Below are 22,212 nucleotides of genomic sequence, written 5' to 3' on the forward strand. Positions count from 1 at the left end.
CGGGTGTCAGGCGGCGAACACCACGACGTTGTCGCGGTAGCTGCGCCGCTTGCGGTCGAAGTCGCCGCCGCAGGTGACGAGTCGGAGCTCCGCGCCCTCGGCGGAACCGTACACCTGCCGGTCGGGGATCCGGTTCTTCGGGAAGCGGGCCAGGCGCCGGACGGTGAACGTGACCGTGCTCCCGTCGGCCCTGTCGACGTGGATCCGGTGCCCCGGACGCAACGTACGGAGCCGGTAGAAGACGGCGGGCCCCGACCTGGAGTCGACGTGCCCGGCGATGACGGCCGCTCCGGCCTCGCCGGGTTCGGGACCGGCCTTGTTCCAGCCGACCAGGTCGAACCGGGTGGGGGCGACGAGCCGCCTCGCCGCGTCCAGCCGCAGCGGGACGACCCGGCTGGAGAGACCGATCGCGGGGATGCGGAGCCGTACGGGGGCGGCGACGTCACCTCCGGCGGGAGGTCGCGCGGCCCCGGCGGTATCGGCTTTCACGGGTCGTACGACCGGTGCGGCCTGTCCGGCCGTGTCGGGGGCCGCGGGCGTCTGCGAGGTACCCGGGGTACCGCACGCGGAGCAGGTGGCCACGACCGTTACGGCGGCGAGCACGGCGAGAGGGGTGGTGAGGCTCCGCACGGTCAGCTCCCGGAGACGAAGCGTCGGCTGAGCCAGAAGCCGCCACCCGCCAGAAGCCCGAACCCGGCCAGTCCCGCGGGCACCCAGAGCGGGACCTCCTCACCGGCCGTACCACCGTGGCCGGTCTCCACCCCACCGGACGGGACCTCATCGTCATCGTCGTCGTCACGGGCACCGCCCTGACCGGTCTCCACCCCACCGGACGGAGCCCGGTCATCGTCATCGTCGCCGTCGTCGTCACCATCGTCGTCACCGTCGTCGTCCATGAGGTGGAGCGCCGCCGTGGGCGGGGTCGGAGAGGTGAACGCGTGGGCGGGAAGGCTGATGGCGAGAGTGGTGGTGCCGAGGCCGAGGGTGATCGCGATGGCGAGCAGGGTCCGTCGTGCCGCCAGGTCCATTGGTCCTCCTGAAGGTCGTCTCCGCCTCTCCGGGCGGACGACTCCAGGTTTCCGGCGGGCGGTGGCTCCGGCATGAGCGCGGGATGAGAGCGCCCTCATCCGGCTCGCAGGCGATAACCCGAGCCGCGGACCGTCTCGATGCGCTCGCTGCCCAGCTTGCGGCGCAAGTAGCGGACGTAGACGTCGACCACGTTCGAGCCGGGGTCGAAGTCGAACCCCCACACGTGGCTGAGCAGCTGCTCGCGGGTGAGGACCTGGTCGGGATGGCGGCAGAAGATCTCGGCGAGCGTGAACTCACGGGTGGACAGGTCGACGGAGCGGTCACCGACGTGGGCCCGGCGGGTCCGGAGATCGAGGGCGAGGTCGCCGACGCGCAGGACGGTCGTCTCCGGGACGCGCTCGGGACGCAGGCGAAGCCGCACCCGGGCCAGCAGTTCCTCGAAGGCGAACGGTTTGGCCAGGTAGTCGTCGGCGCCGCCTTCGAGGCCCGCGACGGTGTCGGCGACGCTGTCGCGGGCGGTCAGGATGATCACGGGGATGGTCGCCATCTCCTGCCGGAGCCGCCGCAGCACGGTGAACCCGTCACTCAGGGGCAGTCCGATGTCCAGGATCAACAGGTCGAAGCCGCCCGACCGGGCGTGCTCGTAGGCGGCGAGGCCGTCCTCGACGACCGTGGTCGTGAACCCGCTGCCGCGCAGGCCCTTCTCCAGGAAAGAGGCGATCCGGCTCTCGTCCTCGGCGATCAGAATGCGGTTCACTGCGGGTCCCTCCCGCTCCGGCTGTCATGGTCGTTTTCGCCGTACGCCGGAGAGGGGATCTCCGCGTACGGGAAGGAGATCAGAAAGCGTGCGCCCCCGCCGTGCGCCTCCTCGACGCGTACGGTCCCGCCGTGCGCCTCGGCGATGGACCGGACGATCGACAGGCCGAGGCCGGCGCCGTCGTGCGCCCCGGGGCGGTCCACACCGCGGGCGAACCGGTCGAAGATCCGCTCACGGTCCCGTTCCGGCACGCCGGGGCCGCTGTCACGTACCCACAGCTCGACCTGCCCGTCCCGTACGGCGGAGCCGACGGCGATCAGGTCGTCCGGACCGGTGTGCCGCACGGCGTTGGCCAGCAGCTGCATCAGCGCCTGGGTGAGGCGCTGCCGGTCGGCGGCGACGCGTTCCTCGGCGACCTCGTCCACCCTCCAGCGTCTCGCTCCCAGGGCGCGCGCCTTGGCCACGACCTCGACGGTGAGGTCGGCGAGCTCGGCCTCGCCCGGGGTGACGAAGCCGGGCTGCTCGGCTTTGGCGAGGGTGAGCAGGTCGTCGACGATCCGGTGCATCCGCTCCAGCTCGTCGGTGACGAGGGCGAGGGTGGCGGCGCGGTCGTCGGGGTCGTCGCCCATGAGTTCGAGGTGGCCCCGGATGACCGTGATGGGAGTGCGCAGTTCGTGCCCGACGTCGTCGAGGAAGTCGCGCTGCACGGCGAAGGCGCGTTCCAGGCGGTCGAGCATGTGGTTGAACGTGGCGGCCAGGGCCGAGACGTCGTCGTCGCCGGAGACGGCCAGGCGCCGGGTGAGGTCGCTGGAGTCGCCGATCCGCTCGGCGGTCTGGCGGACCAGCCGCACGGGGGCGAGGACCCGGCCGGCCACGAACCATCCCGCGGCACCGGCCAGGCCCAGCGCGGCCACGGCGGTGAGCGCCAGCACGCGCACCGCGTCGACGATCTCGCGGCGTTCGAGGTCGTGGAAGACGACGGCCACGAAGACGCCCTCGACCCGGCCGTCGGCGATCACCGGCATGGCCGCCCAGCGAACGCGCCCGGCCGCGCTGGTCGCCCAGTCCTGCTCGGGGCCGGTCACCGCGGCCAGGCGGGCCACCAGCTCCGGGTCGGTGTCCAGGGCCGCGGGCGGCTCGGCGTAGGTGCGCCACACGTCACCGTCGACGATCACGAGAAAGGTCTCGTGCCGGTCGGGGGCGTTGACCGCCAGGTAGTCCTTGAGCAGGGGCTCGGGCGCCGCGGACGACCTCTGCGCGTACCGGCGGAGCTTCTCCATCTCGTTGGCCAGCTCGGCGTACACCCGATCGTCGAGCCTGGCCAGCAGGATGGTCGAGGTCGCGAAGACCGAGACGGTCAGGGCCAGGCCGACGACCACGAGCATCCAGCCCACGATGCGGGCTCGGGCGCTCACCGCTCGGCCGCGGCCTCAGTCGTCACCGCCGTCATCGTCACCGCCGTCGTTGTCTCCGTCGTCATCGTCGTCACCGCCGCCCCGCGGCGGTGGCGGTGGCTCCACCGGCTCGGCGCGCCGACTGACGGTCGCGGAGAGGCGCGGCGTCGGGGTGGCGGGCCCGGCGTCGGGGGTGGTCCGTGCACCGCCGGAGGCGTCGGGATCCCCCGGGACCGCCGGTCCGGAGGAGGCGCCCCCGGTCGCACCGCCCCGGGCCTTCCCGTCGACCACGACGGACGGCCCGAGGTCATGCGGACCGCTCCGGAACATCCACACGACCGTGACCATGGCGATCACGGCGACGAGGATCCCGGACAGCACGGCGACGGCGGACGTCCTGCGGCTCACGACGTCCACGTTAGGTGCATTCGGCGGAGATGAGGCTGCGACAGAGATGAGAAGACTCTCATCCTTGGACGAGACCGGACATGTACCGTGAATCATCAATCGCCTCCGCACGATGATCTCCGTCCGGCTAGGATGCGGCGAATTAGGTTAGCCTTACCTGCTCATCGGGGGTCCCTGCATTGCGGCTGTACCTGACCGCGCTGAAACCGACCGACTCGGTCACCGACGGTTTCCTCCCGGCGGCACGTGCCCTGGGCTGCGAGGTCACGATCCTCACCGACCGGCCCGACCAGCACGCCCACCCCGGGACCGAGGTGCTCCACTGCGACGTGCGCGACGCCCGCGCGGTGATCGACACCGTCGCGCACCACCGCGCGCCGGACGCGATCTTCTCCAACTCCGACCACATCCAGGCGGAGACCGCGCTGGCCGCGGCCTACTTCGGCCTGCCGGGCAAGGACTGGCGGGCCTGCGTCGACGCCAAGAACAAGGCCCTCACCCGCAGGCGCCTGGCCTCGGCGGGCGTGGAGACCGTGCGCTCGGTACGGCTGGCACCCGGTGACCCGCCCCCGCGTGACCTGCCGTTCCCCGTCGTCGTCAAACCCCGCGAGGGCGTGGCCAGCGAGGACGTCGTGCTGGTCGGCGACGCGGACGAGCTGTCCCGGGTGGTGCGGGTGATCCGGGACCGGCGGCCGGGCGAGGCGCTGGTCGTGGAGGAGTATCTCGAAGGGCCCCTGCACACGATGGAGACGCTCGGCGACGGAGAGCGGATCCATGTGCTGGGCGGCTTCCGGACCACCCTCGGTCCGCCACCGCACTTCGTGGAGGAGCGCCTCGACTGGAAGGGAGACCCACCGGGGCGCGAGCACGTGCTCCGGGCGCTCCGGGCGCTGGGGGTGGGATTCGGGGCGTGCCACACGGAGTACGTCATGACCCCGGCCGGTCCGCGGATCATCGAGGTCAACTACCGGGTGATCGGCGACCACTGCGACTTCCTCCTCGCCGACCTGCTGGGCGTGCCGCTGTTCGAGCTCATCCTGGGGGTGCACCTGGGGTCCGCGGCGGCCGAGCCGGATCCGGCCCGGGGGCACGGGACCGCGCTGAGCCTGGTCGCCGACCGCTCGGGGACCGTGGTGGCGGCCCCCGGCACGGTCGTCCCGGCGCCCGGGGAGCGGACCCGCGTCTGGCACCGGCCGCTGCGCGCCGTGGGCGACCGGATCGACCGGAACCACACCAACCGCGACTACCTGGGTATCGTCCGCGCGATCGGGCCCGACCGGGCCGGCGTGGACGCCGCCGTCGCGGCCTTCACCGCCGGGAACCCGTGGGTGATCGCATGAGCGGCAGGACTCCCACAAGCCCGCGGGAACCGGTGGACGATCGCGTGAACGGCGGACCCCCCGCAAACCACCGGGAACCCGTAGGCGATCGCGTGAACGGCGGACACCCCACAAGCCGCCAAGAACCCACGGGCAGTCACATGAACGGCGGAGGCCCCGTGAGCCCGCGGGAGGCGTACCTGGCGGCACGGGTGCTGAACGCCCTCCTGCGCGAGGACTACGGCGGCCTGGCCGGGCGGGTGACCCGGAGCAAGGACGGCGTCGCGCTGCTCCTGCCGGGCGGCCGGCGGGTGCGGCTGGTCCCCGGCTCCCTGTTCCAGGACTTCGTGGCGGCCCCGGAGGAGGCACTGCGCCTGGCGGAGGTCCTGGACACCCTGCGGGAGATCTCCGCCCCGGCGGACGCGTCCGGGGTCGAGGCGTTCGTCCGGGAGTGCCACGAGGCGCTGCGCGGCCTCGACCTCCACGACGCCCGCCGCGAGGAGGTGCTGGCCCGGCTGGGCGCCTCCGCCTCGCCGGGGCACGACACCGTGCGGTACGAGACGCTGGCCGCGTTCGTCGACCACCCCGTCTACCCGACCGCCCGGTCCCGGGCCGGCCTCACCGACGAGCAGCTGACGGCGTACGCGCCGGAGTTCGCACCCGCCTTCGCGCTGCGCTGGGCCGCGGTGCCCCGGGAACGGCTGACCGGGGCCGAACCGCCGGGAGCGCCGGGCTTCGCCGAGGCCGGGCTGGCCGAGGAGCTCGCGGAGACGCACGTGCTGTTCCCCGTGCACCCGCTGACCGTCCCGGCGGTCGAGGAGATCCCGTGGGCGATCATGGCGCCGGAGCCGCACCTGGTGGTCAGGCCCACGCTGTCGATGCGCACGGTCGAGATCGCCCCCGGCACGCACCTGAAGCTTCCGCTGGCCACGAGCACGCTCGGGCTGCGCAACCGCAGGTCGATCAAGCCGGACACGCTGGCCGATGGGGCACGGGCCGAGTTGCTGCTGCGCGCGATGCCCCACCCGGACGTGCTCCTGGCCGACGAGCAGACCTTCGGCCACGCCGGGCACGAGTACCTGGGCTGGCTCGTCCGCCGTCACCCCGCAGGCGAGGTCGTCCCGGTGGCGGCCCTGCCCGCGCCCCTGCCCGGCGGCGGGCTGGTGGCCCGGGAACTGGCCGGGCGGTGGTTCGGCGGGGACGTCACCGGGCTGCTCGGGTGGTACCTGCGGCTGCTGTTCGACTTCCACGTGCGGCTCTTCGTCCGGTACGGCACGGCACTGGAGGCCCACCAGCAGAACCTGTCGCTGGTGTTCGGGAACGGTCCCGCCAAGCTGCTCGTCAAGGACAACGACGGCCTGCTGACCTCGCCCGACCGGCTGCGGGCCGCGGGCCTGGCGGTGCCGGGCTTCGCCGACCGGCGGATGTTCACCGACGACCCGCACGCGCTCGCCGACGTGTTCGTGACCATCACCCTGCACCTGTCCGCCGCCGCGGTGGCGTTCGGCACGCTGCCGTCCCCGCAGGCCGCGGGGCTGGTGCGCGACGCGCTCGCCGCGGCCCTGGCGCCGTACGGGGAGGACCCGATGGCCAGGCTGCTGCGGGCGCGGACTCTCGACGCCGCCCGGCTGGTCGGCAAGTCGATGATCACTGCCGGGACCCTGGTGGACAAGGCCCGCACCGGCGCACGCGACGTCAACAAGTTCTACGGCACGAGCGGACCGAACTACCTCCGCCAGCCGCCCCAGACCACGCAAAACATGATCATGCTAAGGACGCCATGACCAGCCTCACGCTCGACTCCCCCGCCGCCGTCGCCGAGGAGGCGTCCCTGGCGGCACTGCTGCGCTGCTGCGTGCGGGAGGTGGCGGGGCCACGCGGGCACGTCTGGCACGCCGAACCGTACGTGCTGCTGCGCGTGGCCGACACCCTGCTGCGGGCCCGCACCCACGGCGGGCTCGCGCTGCGGTTCGAGGGCCAGGCCGAGTGGCTGGAGGGCGGCTCCTGGCAGCCGCTCTCGGCCGACCTGCTCGTCCGGCTCGTGGAGGCCGAACTCGGCGGGGGCAACGACGAGTTCGCCGCCCAGGTGAGCACGAGCCGGGACGCCATGGCCGCGCTGCTCATGGCCCGGCGGGACGCGCGGCCCCCGGCCGACCCGTGGCTGGCCTCCGAGCAGGAGCTGGTCTTCGGGCACCCGTTCCACCCCAGCCCCAAGGCGCGCGACGGAGAGAGCTGGCTGCGCTACGCCCCCGAGGCGCACGCGAGCTTCCCGCTGCGACTCCTCGGAGTCAGGGACGACGTGCTGGCCGAGGCGGGCGACACCGGCCCGCTCGACGCGCTCGGCCAGGCGCCGCCCGGCTACCGGCTGCTCCCCGCGCACCCGTGGCAGCTGGAGCTGCTCGCGGCGGACCTGGCCGCGCCGTTGGCCGACGGCCGCCTGGTCGACCTGGGGGACGGCGCCCGGCCGGCGGTGCCCACCTCGTCGGTCCGCACGGTCTACGAGCCGCTCATCGACCGCTGCCTGAAGTTCAGCCTGGACGTGCGGATCACCAACTGCCTGCGGAAGAACTCCTGGTACGAGCTGGCCGGCGCGGTGGAGCTGAGCCGGCGCCTGGAGCCGGTCTTCCAGGAGCTGACGGGGCGCTTCCCCGGCACCCGCTGGCTGCCCGAACCGGGATACCGCTCCGCCGACCTGGGCACCCGGCTCCTCGAAGGGCTCGGCGTCATCATCCGCGCCAGCCCGTGGTCGGTCTGCCGGCCCGGGGTGACCCCGCTGCTGAGCGGCGCGGTGGCCGCCACCGGACGGTCCGTGGCCGACCCGGTGGAGTGGTGGCGCGCGTACGTGGAACGCGTCGCGCCGCCGGTGCTCGACGCGTACGTCACCCACGGCGTGGTGCTCGAACCGCACCTGCAGAACGTCCTGATCGGGGTGGACGAGGCGGGACTGCCCGTGGAGGCCGTCTTCCGCGACCTGGAGGGCACCAAGCTGGTCGCCGGGCGCCACGACCTGTCCGGGCTGCCCGGCCGGGTCGCCGAGGCGCTCACCTACGACGAGGCGGGCGGCTGGAACCGGGTGGTCTACTGCCTCATGGTCAACCACCTCGCCGAGGTCGCCGCCTCCCTGGCCGGGACCGGGTCCACGCGGGAGCTCTGGGCGGTGGCCGGGGAGGTCCTGGCCGGGTACGCGCGGTCCCGGGGATGGCCGGCACCGCTGTCCGACCTGCTGGCCGGGGCTCCGCTGCCCGCCAAGGCCAACCTGTCGGTCCGGTGGGCGCGCTCGGCGGACCGCTCGGCCGGGTACGTGCCCGTCGCCAACCCGCTGGCCGTGCTGTCATGACCGCGAGCGAACGGACCACGGGCGGCCAGGTCACGGACGAGCCGGACGGCGGCGCCCGGACCGGGGAAGGACCGGACGGCGGCGCCCGGACCGGGGACGGGCAGGCCGTGAACAGGCAGGCCGACGGCGCCCAGGCCGTGAACAGGCAGGCCGACGGCGCGCGGACCGTCAGCGGGCCGGTCCCGGAGGAACTGCCCGCCTACGTCTACGACCTGGCGGGACTCGACGCGCACATGTCGGCCGTACGGGAGGCGCTGGGCGACGTCGAGCTCTACTACGCGGTCAAGGCCAACCCCGACCCGAACCTGCTGCGGGTGGTCGCGCGGCACGTGGACGGGTTCGAGGTGGCCTCGGCCGGGGAGCTGGCGCACGTGCGGGAGTTGTTCCCCGGCATGCCCGTCGCGCTCGGCGGGCCCGGCAAAACCGGCGCGGAACTGCTGTCCGACGTCACCCGGCTGCACGTGGAGAGCCCGAACGAGCTGCGCCGCCTCCTGGCCACCGGCCGCCCGGCCGACCTGCTGCTCCGGGTCAACCTGGACGTGCCGGTGGAGGGGGCGTCGCTGGCCATGGGCGGTGGCGCGACCCCGTTCGGCATGGACCCGGACGGCGTCGCCGAGTGTGTGGCGATGCTGGAGCGGCAGGACACGGTACGGCTGCGCGGCGTCCACGCCCACCTGGCCAGCGGGCTCGACGCCTCCGCCCTGCTGGAACTGGCCGCGGCCGTGCTGGAGTACGCACGGGGGCTGGGCGTCTCGGAGATCAATCTGGGCGGCGGCATGGCCGTCTCCTACGCCGACCCGGCCGCCCGCTTCGACTGGCGCGCCTACGGCGCGGGCCTGGCGCGGCTGCGGCGGCCCGGCGAGGTGCTACGGATCGAGCCGGGACGGTCGCTGACCGTCTACTGCGGGCGGTACGTCACCCGGGTGATCGACGTCAAACGGGTCCACGGCGAGCTGTTCGCGGTGGTCGCCGGGGGCACCCACCACCTGCGGACCCCCGCCACCAAGGGGCACTCCCAGCCCCTGGCCGCCCTGCCGCCCGGCGAACCGGTCACGATCGTCGGCCAGCTCTGCACGCCCAAGGACGTCCTGGCCCGGAACGTACCGGTCGCCCTGGCCCCCGGTGACGTCGTGGAGTTCACCATGGCCGGTGCCTACGCGTGGAACATCTCCCACCACGACTTCCTGATGCACCCCGCGCCCGGCTTCCACTACCTGCCGGTCGAGGCGGCCGGTTGGCGGTCCGCTCCAGCGTGACAGCGCGTGGGCAGCGGAGACAGAGCAGGTGTTCCGCTCGCGGGTCGAGCCGGACGGCGGGCCGGTTCCGCATCGGGCAACGTCTGCCCTGCAACCAGGCGCTTCGCCGGCCCCAAGCGAGGTCCAAGTACGTTCTGCGACTTTGGTCACCAGTGCCGAGACTGCAGGAGGCTTTCCATGGGTGTTCGTGACTTCTTCCTGGCCGGGCGTCTGCGCAGGGGGCCGACGCTGTTCCTGCCGTACGTGCCCGACCCGGGGGCGGTCCTGGAGACCGTGCGGCTCCTCAATCCCCGGGCCGTCGGGGGCACGACGCAGATCTCGGCGGGAGAGAAGGTGTACCTGAAGGGGCCGATCGAGGCCACCCCGGATCTCGAAGTCCGGGTGGGGCTGTCGCGGCCCTGGCGGACCGCCTATGTGGCCTTCTCGACAGCCACGGGCGGCGGGCAGAAATACACGCCGGAGCATGTGGTCGAGGGACTGGCCCGGCGCCTGCACGGGCACGCGCACCCCGGCATGCCCCATCCGACGGGTCCTGCGGCGCGGGTCTACCACTGCGCGCACATCCCCGACCGACGCGTCATCGAGCTGCTGTCGGGCGTGCTTCCCGGGTTGGAGGTCATCGAGAAGGAGGGCTACGACAAGGACGACGAGGAGACGTTCTTCGCCTCGCCCACGAGCCCGATCGAGATCGACGTATGGCGCGAGCCGGACTGTGAGGACTACTCCCTGCACAACAGGGACTACCCCGATTATCCTCCCGGCCTCCTCGATCTCGCCGAGCGCGTGGCCGTGCTGCTCGCCGAAGAGGGCGACGGCATCGCCTGCGAGCACACGTTCTTCCCTCTGCAGCCGGGGAAGGTCTCTCCCGTCCTGCTGCCCGACCCGGCGGAGTGAGGCCGTCGGCGCATGTCACACGCCGGGGCGGCGCTTCGTCGAGGCGGAGACCGTCGCGGGCAGGATCATGAACGCCCGTATCAGACATATCCCTGGATATCATGCGCACCGCGGGGCTTCCCGTGGTGCGCTGGACGACTTGCCCGGCAACGGGACGACACCGGCGGGGAAGCTCGGGGATCTTGACCTGATAACGGGGTGACGTACGCATTGACCGGCTCGTATGACTCGGACGCCTTCTACGATCTCGTCCAGGCGGCGGACTGGTGGGGAGCCGAGGACGCCTGCCGCCACGTGTCCCCGGAGGACACCCGATGGCTCGTCGAGTACTACTGGACGCTCGACGACTGGCAGAAGCGGGTGGCGCTCGTCAACCTGCTGTGGCGGCAGGACCTCGCCGAGGTGCGACCGGTCATGATCGACGTGCTGCGCGTCCCGCTGGTCCGCGAGGGCCAGGCCGACATGCTGGAGATCGTCAAGATTCAGGCGCTGGCCTTCGTGGACGAGCGTTACGACACCTTCCAGCGTTTCTACGACGATCGTGAGCTGCTGGCCGAGACCGTGGACCGGGTGCTGCGCGAGCACGGGCTGCGCGTGGAGGAGCCGCCGGTCACCGAGCCGGAGCAGCCTGCCGAGCCCGGGAAAGCCGCCGAGGCCGCCGGAGAGCCCGAAGAGCCCGCCGAGCGGTTGCGGGCGGCCGTCGAACGAGGCGACGCCGCCGCGGTGCTCGCCCTGCTCGACGGCGGGCTGGACGTCGACCACCCGCTCTCCGAGCTGCCGGACGTGCTGAAGCTGTCCGACGACCAGGATCCGGAGTGGCTCACTCCCCTGCTCCTGGCCTGCATCGAGGGCCACCGCGAACTGGCCGACCTGCTGGTCGGGCGCGGCGCGGACGTCCGCGCCAGCCGCGCCGGAGGTCAGACCCCGCTGTACTGGGCCGCCGTCCACGGGTGGCTGCCGACGGTGAACGCCCTGCTGGAACGCGGCGCCGACCCGGACGCCAGGGATCACTGGGGCGCCACCCCGTTGCGGAAGGCCCTGGGGATGGGCCACATCGAGGTGGCCCGGCGGCTGGTCGACGTGGGGGCCGACCTGACGGTCCGCGACACGCACGACTACGGCCTCATGTACGCCGCCGCCACGCAGGGCGGGACCGCCGGGGTCGAGCTGCTGCTGGACCGGGGGCTCGACATCGACCGCGACTGCGGCAGCGGAAGGGCACCGCTCGCCGTCGCCTGTCACCACAACCACCTGGAGCTGGTCGAAACGCTGCTGGCCCGCGGCGCCGGTCTGGAGGTCCGCGACCAGGACGGGCGCACGCCCCTCATGGTCGCGGCCCGCGGCGGATACCCCAGGATCGTCACCGTCCTGCTCGCCGCGGGCGCCGACCGGGCCGCGAAGGACCCCGACGGGAGGACCGCCGCCGACCTGGCGGGCGGGCGGCGCAAGCAGGAGGTCCGGCACCTCCTCGGCTAGCGCTCCCGTCGTGGACCGTGATCAGACCGCCGGTCTGATCACGGTCCACGCTCATCGCGACCGGGCCAGCCGGAACCCGAGGTCGTCGATGCGGAGGGTCGGGTGGCTCTTGCGGCGGCACGGCGCCCGGCACGCGCGGGGCCGGTCGTACGCGCCCCCGCCGCGGAACACGCGGTACGGGCCGTAGACCCCGGGGTCGTAGACGTCCCAGCACCACTCCCACACGTTGCCGATCATGTCGTGGAGGCCCCACGCGTTCGGCGCCCTGGTCGCGACGTCGTGCACCTCGCCGCCGGAGTTCCCGCGGTACCAGGCGATCTCGTCCAGCTCTCCGTAGCGGTCGCCGGAGGTCCCGGCCCGGCAGGCGTACTCCCACTCCGCCTCGGACGGGAGGCGACAGCCGTCGGCCTCCCAGTCGCAGACCACGTCCTGCGCGTCGGGGTCGTCGCCCATCGAGTAGCAGGGTTCGAGCCCCGCCTCCCGCGAGAGCAGGTTGCAGAACCGGACGGCGTCCTTCCAGGAGACCTCGGTCACCGGCCTCCGCGACTCCGCCGGGCTCGCGGGCACTTCGCCCAGGACGGCGCGGTACAGCTCGCGGGTCACGGGATACGGCGCCAGCCGGAAAGCCCCGACCTCGGCCTTCCAGATCGCCTTCGTTCCCTCGTCCCGCAGGAAGATCACTCCGGCGGGGATCTCGATCATGCGCTCGGTGATCTCCTGGCGCAGCGTCGATTCAGGGCTCATCGTGGGCGCGATCCTACATGATCGATTCATCTCGCCGACATGCGGGCAGACGCCCGACGAAGGGCGAGTGGCCTCGCGGGCGCGGTGGTCGGCGAGGACGGTCCCGGGCGTCGCCGAAACGGCAGGCTCGATCGGCGGTGGAGACCCCCGCTGCCGGGCACGCGCCGGACGCGCGGCCCGGCCCGTCAATCGCGTACGGGCGCGAGATGCCGCCTGCTACCCTTTCCGACATGAAGCGCGCCGCTGTGACGACGACGCCGGAGAGTGTCCCGGCGCGCTGACAGCTGTCTTTGTCCGAAGCCCCGGGGCGAGTGCCCCGGGGCTTCGCCGTTCGGTCACTCGCCTCACCGTCCGCGAGGAGACCACGATGCACGACCACCGCAGGATCGGCCGCGAGCTGGACCTGTTCGACACCGACCCCTTGATGGGCTCCGGGCTGCCGTACTGGCTGCCGGCCGGCGCCGCCGTGCGACACGCCCTGGAGGAGTACGTCCGCGACGTCGAGCGGCGGGCGGGCTACCGGCATGTGTACTCACCCGTGCTGGGCAAACGGGAGCTGTACGAGATCTCCGGGCACTGGGCCCACTACAGCGACGACATGTACCCCCCGATGGACGTGGGCGGCGAGCAGGTGGTCCTGCGGCCCAGCCTGTGCCCGCACCACGCGTTGATCTTCCGTTCCCGGGGGCACAGCTACCGGGAGTTGCCCCTGCGCCTGGCCGAACTGGGCGGGATGTACCGCTCGGAGCTGTCCGGGGTGCTGGGCGGGCTGACCCGGGTGCGGGCGATCCAGCTCAACGACGCGCACATCTTCTGCACCCCGGAGCAGGCCGCCGACGAGGCCCGCGCCGCCCTGGAGCTGATCCGCCGGGCCTACGCCGCCATGGGCATCCGCCCGGCCCGCTACCGGCTCTCGCTGCCCGGGGCCGGTGGGAAGTACGTCGCAGACCCGGATATGTGGCGACGGGCCGGTGCCCTGCTGGCCGAGGTTCTCGACAGCCTGGAGGTGGCGTACGAGGCCGTGGAGGGGGAGGCGGCGTTCTACGGCCCGAAGATCGACGTGCAGATCGCCGACGGCGCCGGCCGCGAGGCGACCCTGTCCACCGTCCAGGTCGACTTCCACCAGCCCCGGCAGTTCGACCTGGGTTACACCGGGCCCGATGGGACCAGGCACCGGCCGGTCATGGTGCACCGCAGCATCGTCGGGAGTGTCGAACGCGCCGTCGCCCACCTCATCGAGGTGCACGGCGGCGCCTTCCCCGCCTGGCTGGCCCCGGTTCAGCTGGTGGCGTTGCCGGTCTCCGAAGCCGCGGTGTCCGCGGCCGACGCCCTGGTCCGGCGATGCGTGGCGCGGGGGCTCCGCGCGGAGCTCGCCGGGCCGGAACGCGGCACCCTGGGGGCCCGGATCCGCGACGCCCGGCTCGTGCCCTACCAGGCCGTCATCGGCCCCAGAGAGGCGGCCGACGACCAGGTCGCGCTGCGCCTGCGCGACGGCCGCCGGATCGACCCGCTACCCGCCGCAGAAGCACTGGCCCGTGTCCTGGCGCTAACCTCCGGCCACGGCCTCGACCTGTGGGACGGATGATGCCCGGCGCCCCTGACGGCATGGGGTGACCCCGGCGCCCGCTCGAACCCGTCGCCCGGAGGACCGGGCGGACCCGGCCGGCGGGTCGTCCGGACCCCGGACCTGCGTCCCCTCCGGCGGAACGGCTCCGAAGGCGGACCGCCGGAGGAGCCCGGAGCCTAGTCCCTGCAGATCAGGTCGGCCCGGTTCCACGCCTTCAGCAGCTTGCCGGGCACCGTGGGGCACGTGTAGTCCCCACCCCGGTACTTCCACGGGCCGTTGCCGACCTTTCTCCAGACGTGCAGCCCGTTCCCGTCGTTGCCGCGATCACCCTTGATGTCGATGGAGCCCATGGCCCAGTAGACGTCCTCCGTGAACTGCTTCCCACCGGCGATCTTGCCGTAGTAGACCTGCTCCGGCCCGACGATCTTGTTGCGTGCGGGTGCGCGCCTCAGGTCGGCCAGGTACCTCCAGTACGCGTCACCGAGCGCGGTGCGGATCTCCTCCGTGGGTTTGAGCTTGACGGCTTTGCCGTCGGCGGAGTCCGCGGGGTCCATGCAGCTCGTGAGAAGGGCCAGACCGGCGAGCGCCGCCATCAGCGATATACGCATATGATCTTCGACGCTCGTTTCCCGGGAGAAGTTGTGCCGGGCGGAGGCTCCTCTGCGGGCGCGGCTCCGCGCCGCCCCGGGGGCCGCCGACCGCGGGCGCCGGGCCGCCCCCGGGATCAGCGCAGGGCGGGGACGGACTCGATGAGCGCGACCAGGCCGCGCTCGTCGAGGAGGTCGACCGGGCGGACCGTCTCGTTGGGCAGGACGTAGTGGAAGGCCGCGCTGACCTGGTCCAGGGGCACGGCGGCCAGATGGGCCCAGGCCAGGCGGTAGGCGGCGAGCTGGACGGCGGCGGCCGCCTCCGCCTTCCTGCCCCGGGGGCGGCGGCCGGTCTTCCAGTCGACGACCTCGTAGCGGTCTTCGGCGATGTGGAACACGGCGTCCATCCGGCCGCGGATCACCCGGTCGGCGATGATCGTCTCAAAGGGGATCTCGACGTCGAGCGGTTCGCGACCCGCCCACTCGCTCTCCTCGAAACGCTCGCGCAGCTCGTCGAGCCGGGCGTTGGTCTCCTCGACGTCGTCGGACGCGCCCGGCAGCTCGAACTCGTCGAGCAGCCGCTGCTGGCCCCAGCGCGACTCCAGCCACTGGTGGAAGGAGGTGCCCCGGCGCGCCAGGGGGGCGGGTTTTTTGGGCACCGGACGGCGGATCTGCCGGGCCAGTGCCTTCGGGTCGGAGGCGAGGGTGACCAGGGCGGAGACGGTCAGGTGGGTGGGCAGCTCCACCGGGCCGGCGCCGCGCCGCCGGTTCGTCTCCCGCTCCCTGAGCAGCAGCTCGATGTCGCGTTCCCAGGCCTGCGCCCGCTCCCGGTCCCAGCCCCGCAGCTCGGCCGCCGCCGGAGCGGGACGCCGCGCCTCCGGCCCGGGATCGGCAGCGGCGGCGTGATCGGCCGCCCGGCCGCCCCGCGACCCACCGGAGAAGGGCGCGTCCGCGTCGTCCGGCCCGTCGGGGAAAGACGCGTCCGCATCCCCCGGCCCGCCCGGGGAAGGCAGGTCTCCGTCCGCGGTGTCGGCGGGGAAACCGTCCTCGGGGGCGTCGGGGAAGGGGAGGTCGTCATCCGGGGCGTCCGGGAAGGGCACGTCCTCACCCCACGGATCGTCCGGGAAAGGCACGTCGTCCCACGGATCGTCCGGCGGGGGCGCGTCCTCCGGCACGGGCCCCGGGGAGACGGGCCGGGCGGCGGGCTCCGGGCCCGGCCCGGAGCCCGCCCCGGCGAGAGCGGCCAGGGCGGACTCCACCAGGCTCGCGCCGTCGAGGACTGCGGCGTAACGGACGTCGTCGGGGGTGACCGGCCAGGTCGACTCCGCGGGCTCGGCCAGCAGCGGGTTGGCGGCGCCCTCCTCCGCCTCGGGCGCCCAGGCGGACACGCGCCCGCAGGTGTCGCGGATCTCCAGCAGGAAGTCGGACGGCTCCAGCGGCCGGGCCGCGCTGCCCCACCGGTAGCCGGAGGCGATCAGCAGGTAGTGGGCGCGGGTGACGGCGACGTACGCCAGGCGGCGCTCCTCCAGCAGGTCGCGGTCGCGGCAGCGCTCGTCGAAGTCGGCCAGCTCCTCCTTGGCCAACCCGGCCAGCACCGGCAGGTCGGAGGCGTCCCCGCGGAGCGGGTAGGGCAGCTTGCGCGGGTTCTCCGTCCATTTGGGGCTGGTGGTGGGGCGGGCGGGGAACATGGTGCCGACGGTGAGCGTGCCGGCCTTCGACAGCGCCTGCGACAGGCCGGGGACCACGACGACCGGCCACTCCAGGCCCTTGGAGGCGTGCACGGTCATCAGCTTCACGCTGTTGCTCTCGCCGACCCGCCCGGCGTCCAGGCCGTTCTCCTCCTCGTCGGCCGCCTTGAGGAACGCCAGGAACGCGCCCAGCGTCGGGTCCTCGGAGTCACCGGCGAACCGGGCGGCGGCGTCCAGGAAGGCGTCCAGGTCGGCGCGGGCGGCGAACGGGCCCACGGCCGCGCCCCGCGCCGCCACCTCGATGTCCAGGCCGAGCCTGCGCTCGATCTCCAGGATCAGGTCGGGGAGCGGCTGACCCGCGTGCGCGCGCAGCAGCCGCAGCTCCTGGGCCAGGGCGACCAGCCGCACCCGGGCCAGGGGCGAGAACAGGTCCTGCCACTCGGGGCGGTCGGACAGCTCGTCGAGGGCGTCGACCAGGCTGCCGCGCTCCTCGGCCAGGTCCGCGACCACCTGGTCCAGCGGGTCGGCGACCGGGGAGCCGCCCTCCCGGGTCTCCCGGTTGAGCTCGCGGGCCCGCTCCCCCAGCTCCTTGAGGTCGGCCGGGCCGATCCGCCAGCGGGGGCCGGAGAGCAGCCGCACCAGGGCGTCCCCGGCGCTCGGGTCGTAGATCACACGCAGGGTGGCGACGATGTCGGCGACCTCGGGCACGGTCAGCAGGCCGCCCAGGCCGACGACCTCGACGGGGATGCCGCGGGCCTCCAGCGCCCGGCGCAGCGCGGGGAACTGCGAGCGCTTGCGGGCCAGGATCGCCACGTCGTGGGGCTGCAACGCCTGCGGACCGCCCCAGGCGCTCTGCTTGGCCTTCCTGCGCTCGCCCTCGCCCCAGGGCATGCCGTCGGGCGCGCTCTCGGTGCCCAGCAGGGTGGCGATCCCGGCGGCGACCCATTCCGCCTCGTCGTCGGCGGTCTCGTGGAAGGCGCAGACCACCCGGCCGCGTCCGACCCGGTTGCCGCCGGGGACCAGGACCGGCACCTCCCTGGCCTCCATCCGCAGCGGGAGCTGGAGCCGGGCGGCCACGTCGAGCACGGCGTCGCCGTTGCGGAAGCTGACCGAGAGGCGGCGGACCGGGGCGGGCTCCCCGGAGGCGGTCCTGAAGTCGCGGGGGAAGCGGCTGAGGTTCCCCGCCGAGGCGCCCCGCCAGCCGTAGATGGACTGGCAGGGGTCGCCCACGGCCGTCACCGGGTGCCCCCCGCCGAACAGCGAGCGGAGCAGGACGAGCTGGGCGTGACTGGTGTCCTGGTACTCGTCGAGGAGGACGACGGCGAAACGCTCCCGCTCGATGGCGCCCACGTCGGGGTGCTTGGCGGCGATCCGGGCGGCCAGCGCCATCTGGTCGCCGTGGTCGATGACCTCGCGGGCGCGCTTGAGGCGTTCGTACGCCTCCACCAGGGGCAGCAGCTGCTCCCTGGCCCGCTGGGTGATCAGCGGTCTGCGCTGGTCCTTGACGGGCGTGCCGGGCAGCGCGGCGTACCGCTCGGCGAGCCAGGCGCCGACCTCGCGCACGTCCTGCGGGGTACGCAGGTGCTCGGCCAGCTCCCCGGCCAGCTCCAGCACCGCCCGGGTGACGGTGGCCGGGCCCCACTCGATCTGCTCCATCGGCCCGTCGTAGGCGCTGACCACGTGCCCGGCGAGCTGCCAGGCGACGGCCGGGCTGATCAGGCGCATGGTGGGTTCCAGCGCCTCGCGCAGGGCGTGGTCGGTGACCAGGCGGGCGGCGTAGGCGTGGTAGGTGGAGATGGTCGGCTCGCCCGCCAGCAGCTCGGCGGGGACCTGCCCGGCCTCGACGAGGCCGCCGAGGCGCTCGCGGACGCGCACGGACAGCTCCGCGGCGGCCTTCCGGGTGAAGGTCAGGCCGAGCACCTGTTCGGGGCGGACCAGGCCGTTGGCGACCAGCCAGACGACCCGCCCGGCCATGGTCTCGCTCTTGCCGGACCCGGCCCCGGCCATCACCACCATGGGTTCGAGACCGGCCTCGATCACCTCGGCCTGTTCCGGGGTCGGCGGCAGGATGCCCAGCTTGGCGGCGAGCTCGATCGGGTTCAGCACGGGGCGCCCCCGCGGCACACGACACGATTCAGCACGGGGCGCCCCCGCGGCACACGACACGGCTCAGCACAGGACACCCCACACGACACGGTTCAGCACCGGACGCCTCCACCGCACGCGACACGGCCCGACAACGGTACGCCCCGCGCGACACGGCCCGGCACCGGGCCCGGGGAGATCTGGTTCAGCACACCTGGTCTCCGTTCTTGCTGACCGGGCAGCTCGACCGGACCGCGCAGGTGCGGCATCCGTCGTTGACCTTGGCCTGGAAGAACGGCCCCGACATGCCGATCGCCACCGTGTCGACCATGTCGCGGGCCCAGCCGGGCTCGGGGTCCTCCGCCAGCGGGCGCTGCGCCTGCTCCTTGGCGCCCTTCTTGCCCGCCGCGTCACCCACCTGGACCAGCGCGGCGCCGCCGGGCTCGGTCATCCCGTGCCGTCTGAAGGCACCCAGGAGCGCGGCGAGCTGGTAGACGCCGAGCTGGGGGTGGCGGTCGAGGTCGGCGTCCTTGGGGCCGTTCTTGCCGGTCTTGATGTCGATGATCACGGCCCGGCCCTCGCCGTCGCGCTCGACCCGGTCGACCCGGCCCCTGATCTCCACACCCTCGGAGACCGTGGCGGTGAACGCCTCCTCCAGGCCGACCAGCTCGCGCGGGTTCTCCTGGTGCCAGCGGAGGAACTTGGAGATCATCTCCTCGGCGACCCTGCGCTGCTTGCGGTTGTACCAGACGCCGCCGAAGTCGAGCTCGTGCCAGACGTCGTCGAGGCGCTTGCCCAGGGTCTCCTCGGTGGGCATGCCGGTCGCGGCGAGCACGGCCAGGGCGTGGATGACCGTGCCGAGGCCGCGGGCCGCGTCGGTGCCGCCCGCGCCGACGGAGGTCTCCAGCAGCCAGCGCAGGCCGCACTTGCTGAAGCTCTCCACCGCCGAGGGGGAGATCCGCACGGTGTCGTCGGGCCAGCTCAGCGGGCGGTCGTCGGAGATGGGGGTGAGCGCGTACCACTCGTTGGGGTGGGCGCCGGGCACCCCGGCGGCGGCGAGCCTCGCCAGGTGCCCGGCCGCGGCCTTGCGGAGCGCGTCGGGCCTGGTGGTGTCGGAGACCGCCGAGCGCAGGTCGGCCACCAGGGCGGACATGCTCAACCAGCGGGAGCGCTCGTCGACGCCGGTCTCCTCGGCCGAGCCGGGCACCAGCTCGGTGAGGAAGCGCGAGGGCCGCTCGTCGGTGTCCTCGCCGCCCACGGCCGTGACGATGAGCCGTTTCCTGGCCCTGGTCGCCGCCACGTAGAACAGGCGGCGCTCCTCGGCCAGCAGCTGGGAGGCGAGCGCGGCGGAGACCGCCGCCGGGTTCTCGTGCTCGGAGCCCTCGGCCCTGGCCACCATGTCGTCGGTGCTCAGGACGGACCCGCGCAACCGCAGGTCCGGCCAGGCTCCCTCCTGGACCCCGGCGACGACCACCACGTCCCACTCCAGGCCCTTGGCGCGGTGCGCGGTGAGGATCTTGACGGTGTCGCCGTCGGGGGCCCGCTCGGCCAGGGAGTCGCCGGGGATCTCCTGGGCGACCAGGTCCGACACGAACACGTCCACGCCGGCGTGCGGCAGCCGGTCGACGAACCGGGCGGCGTGGTCGAACAGCGCCACCACGGCGTCGAGGTCGCGGTCGGCCATGCCGCCCCGGGCGCCGCCGGAGAGGCTGGCCCGGGTCCACTTCTCGGCCAGGCCCGTGGCCTGCCAGACGGTCCACAGCACGTCCTCGGCGGTACCGCCCTCCCGCACGGCCTCGGTGGCGGCGGCGATGAGACCGGCGAGCCGCTCGGCGGGCGCCGCCACGTGCGGCTCGACCCTGACCAGCTCCCGCGCGTCCTTCAGCGCCGCGACCAGCAGCTCGCCGGAGGAACGCGGCCGGGCGGCCTCGCGGTCCGCGGGCCGCTCGTCCACGTCGCGCTCGTCGGGGTGGGTCAGCGCCTCGTTCTCGGCGATGCGCAGGGCGCGGCGCAGGCGGCGTACCCCGATCATGTCGGTGCCGCCGAGGGCGCCGGTCAGCAGTTCCTCGGCCAGCCCCTCGTCGAGGAGCTCCGGGTGGAGCGCGACCTGGATGAGCCTGATCAGCGGCCGGACACCGGGCTCCTGGAACAGCGGCACCTCGCCGCCGCCGACCGTGACGGGCACCCCGGCGGTGACCAGGGTCCGGCGCAGCAGCGGCACCTGGCGCGTCGCCGAGCGCACCAGCACGGCCATGCGTGACCAGGGCACCCCGTCCAGCAGGTGCGCGCGGCGGAGGGTGTCGGCCACGAGCGCCGCCTCCTGCGTCGCCCCGTCGGCCACCAGCACCCGGACCTCGCCGGGCTCGGCGTCCGGCAGGGGACGCAGGTCGCGGTGGGCGGCGCCGCCGGGGACCGCGGGAAGCCTGGTGGTGACGCGGCGGGTGGCCCGGAGCAGCTCCGCACCGCTGCGGCGGCAGACGCGCAGCGCGACGATGGGCGCCTTCTCGCCGTTCACGTCGCGGAACCGGTCGGGGAAGCTCATGATCCCGCGGACGTCGGCGCCGCGGAAGCCGTAGATCGACTGGTCGGGGTCGCCGACCGCGACGAGGTCGCGGCCCTCCCCCGCGAGCTGCTGGAGCAGGAATTCCTGGGCGGGGTCGGTGTCCTGGTACTCGTCGACGAAGACGGCGTCGTACGCGGACCGCTCGCGGACGCGCACCTCGGGATCGGCCAGCAGGGCCCCGGCGGCGCGGATCAGCTCGGCGTAGTCGAGCACCGGTTCGAGGTCGAGGTCGAACCTGGCCTGGTAGCGGTCGGCGAACCGCCCGGCGGCCACCCAGTCGGCGCGACCGTGGCGGCGGCCCAGTTCGACCAGCTCCGGGCCGTCGAGGCCGCGCTCGGCGGCGCGTGCCAGGAAGTCGCGGAGCTCCTCGGCGAAGCCGCGCGTCTTGAGAGCCTCGTGCATGTCGCCCGGCCAATGCACGGCGCCGTCCTCCAGCTCGCCGTGGAGCAGGCGGCGGATCTCCAGGAGCTGCTCGGGGCCGGTCAGCAGGCGCGGCGGCGGCTCCCCGGCGAGCACCGCCTCGCGGCGGAGCAGCGCGTAGGCGTAGCTGTGGAAGGTGAGCGCGAGGGGGGTGCGGGTGGTGCGGCGCACCCGGGCGGTGATGCGCTCACGCAGTTCCTCGGCGGCCTTGCGGCTGAAGGTGAGGACGAGCACGCGCTCGGGGTCGACGCCGCGGCGCTCGATCCGGTCGACCACGCTCTCCACGATCGTGGTGGTCTTGCCGGTGCCGGGCCCGGCGAGGACGAGCAGCGGGCCGCTCTCGTGGGCCACTACGGCCCGCTGGTGCTCGTCCAGCTCAGGGGCAACGGCCCTCTCTGCACCCGTACGACGCACCAGCCGCCAACCCTGACCACTCACAACTCGTCATTCCACCAGATCCCGGGCGATGATCGTGCCGAGTCGGCGGGTACGGCATGGCGGAGCCGGCGCTCACCGGGCGGGCGGGCGGGTCCCGGTGCGGTCGGCGCGCGGCGCCGACCTGGGCCGGAGCCCCGGGCGGGGCCTGCGGTCACGGCACCCGCCCGGCGGCGGATCGCCTGCGGGACGACGGGAACCGGCCCGGGGGCCGGAACCCGGCGGGGTCTCCCGGATCTCTCGTGTCTCCCGG

Annotated in this window: 16 protein-coding genes; 7 read left to right on the forward strand and 9 right to left on the reverse strand. The window is 73.7% G+C overall.

The genetic code is table 11. The annotated features are described in order from the left end of the window. Positions 1–6 precede the first annotated feature (6 nt). The 5 genes from ABD841_RS30565 to ABD841_RS30585 form a co-directional block, all read right to left on the reverse strand. On the reverse strand, positions 7–489 hold the full coding sequence (locus ABD841_RS30565) for a class F sortase (protein WP_344979009.1): 483 nt from the start codon (positions 487–489) through the stop codon (positions 7–9). A 143-nt stretch (positions 490–632) separates the two neighbouring features. Continuing rightward, on the reverse strand, positions 633–1,028 hold the full coding sequence (locus ABD841_RS30570) for a hypothetical protein (RefSeq protein WP_344979011.1): 396 nt from the start codon (positions 1,026–1,028) through the stop codon (positions 633–635). 95 nt (positions 1,029–1,123) lie between these two features. Beyond that, complete coding sequence (locus tag ABD841_RS30575; protein WP_344979013.1) at positions 1,124–1,786, reverse strand: response regulator transcription factor; 663 nt, start codon at positions 1,784–1,786, stop codon at positions 1,124–1,126. Further along, a complete protein-coding gene (locus ABD841_RS30580) occupies positions 1,783–3,201 on the reverse strand; it encodes a sensor histidine kinase (RefSeq protein ID WP_344979015.1) in 1,419 nt (472 codons plus the stop codon). Before ABD841_RS30580 ends, ABD841_RS30575 begins: the two co-directional genes overlap by 4 nt. A 15-nt stretch (positions 3,202–3,216) precedes the next feature. Next, positions 3,217–3,588 (reverse strand): hypothetical protein, encoded by a 372-nt coding sequence (locus ABD841_RS30585; protein ID WP_344979017.1) that lies wholly within the window; start codon positions 3,586–3,588, stop codon positions 3,217–3,219. A 179-nt stretch (positions 3,589–3,767) separates the two neighbouring features. Here ABD841_RS30585 and ABD841_RS30590 point away from each other — a divergent pair, with 179 nt between their 5' ends. From ABD841_RS30590 to ABD841_RS30615, 6 genes are all read left to right on the forward strand, one after another. Further along, a complete protein-coding gene (locus tag ABD841_RS30590; RefSeq protein WP_344979019.1) occupies positions 3,768–4,928 on the forward strand; it encodes an ATP-grasp domain-containing protein in 1,161 nt (386 codons plus the stop codon). 158 nt (positions 4,929–5,086) lie between these two features. After that, on the forward strand, positions 5,087–6,691 hold the full coding sequence (locus ABD841_RS30595; protein ID WP_344979021.1) for an IucA/IucC family protein: 1,605 nt from the start codon (positions 5,087–5,089) through the stop codon (positions 6,689–6,691). Further along, complete coding sequence (locus ABD841_RS30600) at positions 6,688–8,244, forward strand: IucA/IucC family protein (RefSeq protein ID WP_344979023.1); 1,557 nt, start codon at positions 6,688–6,690, stop codon at positions 8,242–8,244. Before ABD841_RS30595 ends, ABD841_RS30600 begins: the two co-directional genes overlap by 4 nt. After that, on the forward strand, positions 8,241–9,500 hold the full coding sequence (locus tag ABD841_RS30605; RefSeq protein ID WP_344979025.1) for an alanine racemase: 1,260 nt from the start codon (positions 8,241–8,243) through the stop codon (positions 9,498–9,500). The genes ABD841_RS30600 and ABD841_RS30605 overlap by 4 nt, the downstream gene beginning before the upstream one ends. A gap of 177 nt (positions 9,501–9,677) precedes the next feature. Beyond that, positions 9,678–10,394 (forward strand): hypothetical protein, encoded by a 717-nt coding sequence (locus ABD841_RS30610; RefSeq protein WP_344979027.1) that lies wholly within the window; start codon positions 9,678–9,680, stop codon positions 10,392–10,394. A 198-nt stretch (positions 10,395–10,592) separates the two neighbouring features. Then, complete coding sequence (locus tag ABD841_RS30615; RefSeq protein ID WP_344979029.1) at positions 10,593–11,870, forward strand: ankyrin repeat domain-containing protein; 1,278 nt, start codon at positions 10,593–10,595, stop codon at positions 11,868–11,870. Positions 11,871–11,921: 51 nt separating this feature from the next. Here the strand turns inward: ABD841_RS30615 and ABD841_RS30620 are convergent, their stop codons facing one another. Beyond that, complete coding sequence (locus tag ABD841_RS30620) at positions 11,922–12,614, reverse strand: formylglycine-generating enzyme family protein (protein WP_344979031.1); 693 nt, start codon at positions 12,612–12,614, stop codon at positions 11,922–11,924. On the opposite strand from ABD841_RS30620, the gene thrS reads away from it, so the two are divergent. Next, positions 12,571–14,199 (forward strand): threonine--tRNA ligase, encoded by a 1,629-nt coding sequence (gene thrS / locus ABD841_RS30625; RefSeq protein ID WP_344979033.1) that lies wholly within the window; start codon positions 12,571–12,573, stop codon positions 14,197–14,199. The genes ABD841_RS30620 and thrS overlap by 44 nt on opposite strands. A 158-nt stretch (positions 14,200–14,357) precedes the next feature. Here the strand turns inward: thrS and ABD841_RS30630 are convergent, their stop codons facing one another. The 3 genes from ABD841_RS30630 to ABD841_RS30640 form a co-directional block, all read right to left on the reverse strand. Further along, complete coding sequence (locus tag ABD841_RS30630; protein ID WP_344979035.1) at positions 14,358–14,789, reverse strand: hypothetical protein; 432 nt, start codon at positions 14,787–14,789, stop codon at positions 14,358–14,360. Between the two features lie 116 nt (positions 14,790–14,905). After that, a complete protein-coding gene (locus ABD841_RS30635) occupies positions 14,906–18,562 on the reverse strand; it encodes an ATP-dependent helicase (protein WP_344979037.1) in 3,657 nt (1,218 codons plus the stop codon). A gap of 184 nt (positions 18,563–18,746) precedes the next feature. Continuing rightward, positions 18,747–21,962 carry an ATP-dependent helicase gene (locus ABD841_RS30640; RefSeq protein WP_344979039.1) on the reverse strand — a complete coding sequence of 1,072 codons (3,216 nt, stop codon included), beginning with the start codon at positions 21,960–21,962 and terminating at the stop codon, positions 18,747–18,749. Between the last annotated feature and the right edge of the window lie 250 nt (positions 21,963–22,212).

Origin of the sequence: Streptosporangium fragile, assembly GCF_039534445.1 — a bacterium.
GTDB classification, from domain to species: domain Bacteria; phylum Actinomycetota; class Actinomycetes; order Streptosporangiales; family Streptosporangiaceae; genus Streptosporangium; species Streptosporangium fragile.

What these genes read in the sequence shown, in the direction of transcription:
- ABD841_RS30570 (WP_344979011.1), bottom strand. Translation starts at nt 1,028, where the DNA reads ATGGACCTGGCGGCACGACGGACCCTGCTCGCCATCGCGATCACCCTC.
- ABD841_RS30600 (WP_344979023.1), top strand. Translation starts at nt 6,688, where the DNA reads ATGACCAGCCTCACGCTCGACTCCCCCGCCGCCGTCGCCGAGGAGGCG.
- ABD841_RS30605 (WP_344979025.1), top strand. Translation starts at nt 8,241, where the DNA reads ATGACCGCGAGCGAACGGACCACGGGCGGCCAGGTCACGGACGAGCCG.
- ABD841_RS30610 (WP_344979027.1), top strand. Translation starts at nt 9,678, where the DNA reads ATGGGTGTTCGTGACTTCTTCCTGGCCGGGCGTCTGCGCAGGGGGCCG.
- thrS (WP_344979033.1), top strand. Translation starts at nt 12,571, where the DNA reads ATGCGCTCGGTGATCTCCTGGCGCAGCGTCGATTCAGGGCTCATCGTG.
- ABD841_RS30620 (WP_344979031.1), bottom strand. Translation starts at nt 12,614, where the DNA reads ATGAGCCCTGAATCGACGCTGCGCCAGGAGATCACCGAGCGCATGATC.
- ABD841_RS30630 (WP_344979035.1), bottom strand. Translation starts at nt 14,789, where the DNA reads ATGCGTATATCGCTGATGGCGGCGCTCGCCGGTCTGGCCCTTCTCACG.